At 42.7% G+C, this 3,906-nt stretch carries 5 protein-coding genes and 1 pseudogene; 2 read left to right on the plus strand and 4 right to left on the minus strand.

Annotation, left to right across the window (positions count from 1 at the left end; genetic code table 11):
- From QUB25_RS29360 to QUB25_RS29370, 3 genes are all read right to left on the minus strand, one after another.
- Window positions 1-531, minus strand: a 531-nt coding sequence (locus tag QUB25_RS29360; protein ID WP_333188964.1) for a hypothetical protein, incomplete at its 3' end; no start/stop codon positions are given.
- Between the two features lie 256 nt (window positions 532-787).
- Complete coding sequence (locus QUB25_RS29365; protein ID WP_333060520.1) at window positions 788-1,021, minus strand: hypothetical protein; 234 nt, start codon at window positions 1,019-1,021, stop codon at window positions 788-790.
- A gap of 10 nt (window positions 1,022-1,031) precedes the next feature.
- Window positions 1,032-2,255: a hypothetical protein gene (locus tag QUB25_RS29370; RefSeq protein ID WP_333188967.1), complete on the minus strand. Its 1,224-nt coding sequence runs from the start codon at window positions 2,253-2,255 to the stop codon at window positions 1,032-1,034.
- A gap of 254 nt (window positions 2,256-2,509) precedes the next feature.
- On the opposite strand from QUB25_RS29370, the gene QUB25_RS29375 reads away from it, so the two are divergent.
- On the plus strand, window positions 2,510-2,779 hold the full coding sequence (locus QUB25_RS29375) for a hypothetical protein (protein ID WP_190660572.1): 270 nt from the start codon (window positions 2,510-2,512) through the stop codon (window positions 2,777-2,779).
- 106 nt (window positions 2,780-2,885) lie between these two features.
- Here the strand turns inward: QUB25_RS29375 and QUB25_RS29380 are convergent, their stop codons facing one another.
- Complete coding sequence (locus tag QUB25_RS29380; protein WP_333043082.1) at window positions 2,886-3,260, minus strand: hypothetical protein; 375 nt, start codon at window positions 3,258-3,260, stop codon at window positions 2,886-2,888.
- 261 nt (window positions 3,261-3,521) lie between these two features.
- On the opposite strand from QUB25_RS29380, the pseudogene QUB25_RS29385 reads away from it, so the two are divergent.
- A pseudogene (locus tag QUB25_RS29385) lies at window positions 3,522-3,827 on the plus strand (Uma2 family endonuclease); the annotation flags it as partial.
- Window positions 3,828-3,906 lie beyond the last annotated feature (79 nt).

Here is a 3,906-nt window from a genome sequence, read left to right on the forward strand (position 1 = left end):
TCTGTGATTTATTGCGTAAGCGTTGCTTGCCGAAGCCATCGCCTCCCTCTTGAAAAACTGTCCGGAGTATTGATAAGCATAGGTTAGCAATTGGGATAAACCCATCAATGCGTTGATTCCAGAATTTTTAGATTCAATCACCAAAACCCAAAAATATGTATCGCTTCTGATGGGTTTTATCCTGTTGACAGCTAAGATATCAAACCGTCCTTTAATGATAGTATCTTCCTCTTCAATGCTAATTTCGGCTATGTCTTGTTCTAAACTAATTTTGATCGGGCGGCGGTAGAAGCCAGCCAATCGCATTAGGGGAAAGGTAGTCAGAGCTTTTACCAGTCCTTCAGAAACTCGATCAGTTGAAATGTAGTCATCGAAGTCATCCCTAATTTGTATAATTTCCTGCTGTTCGTGTTCTGTCATATCGTCAAGGGATAACAGAGAGGTAAATGAGTTAGTGTACTGTTTTTGAAAGCCGAACAGACGGTGTACTTCTGATAACGTTAGGTTTTTGGCATTAATAGTTGTCGTCATATTTTGATAGTTATTTAAGTTTTAGTTAGAATTGTAACATAGAGATTGCGGTAATCAACTTGCACCATTCTTAGGAACAGGCAAGATGCCTGTTCCACAACATATCAAGTTTCTTGTGGGGTAGACCGGAGAGCCGGCACATATTCTTAGGAACAGGCAAGATGCCTGTTCCACAACATATCAAGTTTCTTGGGAAGTATGCCTCTTGCCTGCCCATGAAAGTAGACGCAATTTCAATCGTCGGGTGACAACAAACCTAATCTATCCTTTCTATCACAATCCCATCAACTATTTCATAACCCCAATTAAAATGTCGATTTGCCAACTGCTCGGCCATGTCATATTCGCCAAAATTGCATAGTTCAACTAACATTTGATATGCTTCATCTCTTTCTCGCTGCAACCTTTCCCCCCGCAGTTTTTCTCTCTCTTCCTTAGAAGGATTGGGTCGCTCTTCTCCCAGGGGATTGATATCGCTAATGGCTTTCATATCAGCCTCATTAAAAAGGGATTGATTCGACTATTTCGCCGTCAACTATTTCGTAGCCCCAGTCGGGGTTGGCAGCGATTTGTTTTTCAACTATACTTCGGCCGAGAGGAGTTTGGTAAGCTTTTTGCAAAGAGGAAATACTGGGGATTTCGGCGGCGGTTGGTGGCTCTTTTTGTTCGAGTTTTGGTGGTTCAGCAATTGTTTCAGATGTGGATTGATTTAAGCCGGATTGAGGCGCGATCGCCCCTAACTTCCGCATAACGCTATCCTTGGTGATTTGCGGTTTTTCATTGAAGGAAGAGGGCAGATATGGTGTGTCAACGCCCTGCTGTTTTGCTTTGAGCGCATCATCAGCAAGACGATCGCACTTTCGCAGAAATCCCTCCCACAAATCTTTGCCCAAAACCGGGTTTCTCAAGTCAGCACGAGCTTTAGAGACTGCTGCTTCTAGGGGTTCGCCTTTGTGTACGTAATACTGAATTCGCTCTTCTTCAAAAGCAGGATAAGGCACTTCCGGCTCGATTTCCCAATCTCGCTTAACTTTTTGACTTTCTCCTAAAGGAATTCCGGCGATAAATTCATCCCAAAAAGTTGAGGTTAAGCCTTTTGTCATGCTGTCAATAATTTTAAATGCCCATCCAGAAGGATTGCCAAATCCTAAGCTGCGCTCTTGAGCATATGCTTCTAAAGCTCGCTGAAAGTTGTGCAGTTGTTCTTGGGAATCCCAAGGGCCGCTAAATCGGTAATTAGGCGTGACAGCAACGGCTATTTGCTGGCGGGGCTGCCCGAAATATTTGTCGGTTTTAACTACATGATTTGGGGGTGATGTTTCGCGGAAGATTGCTACAGGGTGATTGTTGTTTTCGCGGCTTATCGGTGTTATAATATCTGGCGGATTCGGTGTCTCAAAGTTATTGAGTTTTTCCTCGAAAGCATCAATGTCCGCCCAGAGTTCTAGGGTATCCGTGTGGGGATTTATTAATTTTTCTTTCAGGAGCGATCGCATTTTTAGCTGCTTTCTCGCTAATTCCTGTTCTTCCTGATTTAAACCCGTTGCTTTTTCTATTTCTGTGCTGTTAGTTTTCACCCATTCGCCGGAGTTGGACTTTTGTGATTGCCATTGCAATAATTGGCAAAGAAAAATACTCGCCGCGACTCCGCCGGTAATTGTGGCGAGTTTGGGATAGTAGATGGCGGGGTTTCCTAGATTTCCTAAAAATATTCCTATTTTCATTTTGTATATTCTTAATTCCCTTGAATCTTAGGGCTATTATTGGCGCAGCTTAGCTTGAATTCTAGGGGGCGCCTCGGGGCAGCTTACCTCAACTAAACTAGCATTGAGAAACTTAAGATTTTCTTTAAGCTTCTGTCTATTCCTGACTGAATGGAGTTTCTAGAGTAAAAACGGGGATCGCTTATTCGCTCGCCTGATTGACAGGGCTGAGTTAAACGTAATAATAAATTATTTACTGTACAGCTTCTGCCAAAATGAATCCAGAACGCCAAGAGGCTTATTTGAACTTAATCGAGCGAGTGCTTACTTGTCCCAACGGCCAAGAACCAGAGGTTTTGAGTTCCTGTTCCGATTTAATTGATGCGGGATTTGTGCAAATGCTAATCCAGATATCGGCTTCTATGGCGCGCGAAGGTGACGAAGATACTGCTAATTTTTTAGTGCAACTTGCTCGTTTGCTGGGGAAATCTTTGGGTTTGTCGCCGGATTTGAGGCCGGCTGGGTACAGTAGTGCAAAGGGGTAGAGAAGAGTTGCGATCGCCTCGTTGTATCATGTTTTGAGAAATGAGGGCGATTCCCTACCCTTCGGGATAGCTTCGCCTCACCTACTTTTTAAATGTCTGGATTGCCTTATAGTTTATATTCGAGAGGTTCACAAAACTCATCCACCCCAGTTTTAAATACATAAATAATCACCGAAGTCACCAAAATATTAGGGCAAATTTTTGCTGCTACTAAATCTCTAAATGCTGCATTCAATTGTCCGTTTTTCAACTCTTCTTTAACCTCGGATTTGCAGATAGCAACGCGGCATCTTTTGGCCAATCCGTCTAACCAATTTTCCGAGATATTCGGTTCTTGACCGGCTTGAATTGCTAGAGATATCGCTGCATCTTCGATGTTACCTTCGCAATCTTCGATGGCGTCTAGGGCTTTTAGGGCTTCGGGATATTCGGCTAATTGTGAGCGAAATTGGGCAATTTGTTGTGAGGTAATAATCACCATATTATTTTCCTGTGTTCTCTGCTGGCGGGATAAGTTTAGCAATTAAAGTTGATATTATAGCATTTTTTGATTGAGGTGGGAATTAGGCGATGGAACTTAATTATATTTTTAACTAATATTTTGCACCTCGCAATAGTCGGGATGGGGCTTAAGCCCTGGTATTAAAGCTTAAGTCCGGGCTATGGAGAGTGATGTTAAAATTGACAAAATGCGACGCTCAAATAAGTTTGCAGGACTCATATTTTTAGGGAGTTAGGAAAAATGACGACCGTTACTTTAAACTTAGATACTGTCGAACTAACAGACGAACAGTTTTACCGTTTATGCCAGATGAATCAAGATTGGCAATTTGAACGGACTGCTAAAGGAGAAATTATCATTATGTCACCAGTAGGCGGAGTCAGCGGCAATCGAGAAGCCGATTTAATTACTGATTTGGGCTTGTGGAACCGTCAAACTCAGCTAGGGAGAGTGTTTAGTTCTTCAACAATTTTTCGGTTGCCTAATAATGGCGATCGATCGCCTGATGCGGCTTGGGTTAGCTTGGAAAGATGGTCTGCTTTAACGGATGATATTATGTCCGGTCGATTAACCATGATTAAACTTTTGCCTCCGGCCACCAATAGAAATGAGTCAAACCACTGAT

Source organism: Microcoleus sp. B3-D7 (assembly GCF_036705305.1).
In the GTDB taxonomy this organism is placed as follows: Bacteria; Cyanobacteriota; Cyanobacteriia; order Cyanobacteriales; family Microcoleaceae; genus Microcoleus.

What these genes read in the sequence shown, in the direction of transcription:
- QUB25_RS29365 (WP_333060520.1), bottom strand. Translation starts at nt 1,021, where the DNA reads ATGAAAGCCATTAGCGATATCAATCCCCTGGGAGAAGAGCGACCCAAT.
- QUB25_RS29380 (WP_333043082.1), bottom strand. Translation starts at nt 3,260, where the DNA reads ATGGTGATTATTACCTCACAACAAATTGCCCAATTTCGCTCACAATTA.
- QUB25_RS29375 (WP_190660572.1), top strand. Translation starts at nt 2,510, where the DNA reads ATGAATCCAGAACGCCAAGAGGCTTATTTGAACTTAATCGAGCGAGTG.
- QUB25_RS29370 (WP_333188967.1), bottom strand. Translation starts at nt 2,255, where the DNA reads ATGAAAATAGGAATATTTTTAGGAAATCTAGGAAACCCCGCCATCTAC.